Origin of the sequence: Cupriavidus phytohabitans, from assembly GCF_000426345.1 — a bacterium.
In the GTDB taxonomy this organism is placed as follows: domain Bacteria; phylum Pseudomonadota; class Gammaproteobacteria; order Burkholderiales; family Burkholderiaceae; genus Cupriavidus.
Genome location: NZ_AUFE01000252.1, coordinates 1 through 1,129, shown reverse-complemented (window position 1 = coordinate 1,129; position 1,129 = coordinate 1). Strand labels below are relative to the sequence as shown.

Genomic DNA, 1,129 nt, shown 5'->3' with positions numbered 1-1,129 from the left:
ATCAGAGCCATTTTTCAAAGCGAATAGGCTCCGCGTCGAACCGCTCCACAAAAAAATCAGCAGCTTATTCAGCGTAGCCTTAGTGCGGCCCACTGATTCAATGCGTAATTGATGGCCTTCGCGGTATCGCTTCTGTGCGACACCGTGCTGAGTGTCGAGCGCAACCACGTTACAAAGGCATCCAGTAAGGGCCGCGCCCGTTCCCGTCGGACGCGTCTTCGCTCGTCTGGTGGCTTGCAGCGGATCTCGGTCTCGATCGCGTACAGTTCGCCGATCCAGCGCAATGCCTCGGTGTTGACCTCGTTCCTGCGAGCCAGGTACAGGTCATGGAATTTGCGTCTTGCGTGAGCGACGCATCCGGCCTCTCGCACGTCACCTCTCTCATAGATGGCGTTGTAGCCCGCGAACGCATCAGCCTGCAGGACTCCCCTGAAGCCCTTCAAGTGGGCTTGCGGATATTCTCCCGAGCGACTGGGGCTGTATGCGAACCAGGCGGCCGGCGCGTCCGTCGAGCCGGCCGGCCGGTCATCACGCACATAGGTCCAGAGCCGGCCTGTCTTGGTCTTGCCATTGCCGGGTTCGAGCACCGGGACCGGCGTGTCGTCGGCATGGATCTTCGAGGCCGCCATCACGTACTGTCGAATGGCATTGACCAGAGGGCGCAGCAGTGCGCTGGCCTGGCCGACCCAATCGGCCAGCGTCGATCGGCTCAACTCGACACAATCTCGTGCGTATATCACTGACTGACGGTACAGCGGGAGATGGTCGCAGAACTTGCTAACCAGGACATGGGCGAGCAGGCCGGGACCCGGCATACCGCGATCAATGGGACGGCTGGGCGCGGCCGCCTGGACGATGCAGTCACAGCAAGCGCAAGCCTTTTTCGGTCGACGATGACGAATCACTCGCCAATGCCCGGGCACGTACTCGAGCTGCTCGGCGATGTCCTCGCCAAGATCGCTGAGTGTCCCACCGCACTGCGGACAGCACGCATCATCGGGTTGATGGACGATATCTTCGCGCGGTAGATGATCTGTTGACGGCGGTGTAAAAGCGACAGTAAATGGCGGCGTATGGTTGGGTAACCAAGGGGCCGCATGCGGCCCCTTGCAGTTTGGGTTGGACGGTG

1 pseudogene is annotated in these 1,129 nt (G+C 60.9%); it reads right to left on the bottom strand.

From position 1 onward, the window contains the following. Positions 1-80: 80 nt before the first annotated feature. Positions 81-1,129, bottom strand: a pseudogene (gene tnpC, locus K309_RS38990) (IS66 family transposase); the annotation flags it as partial.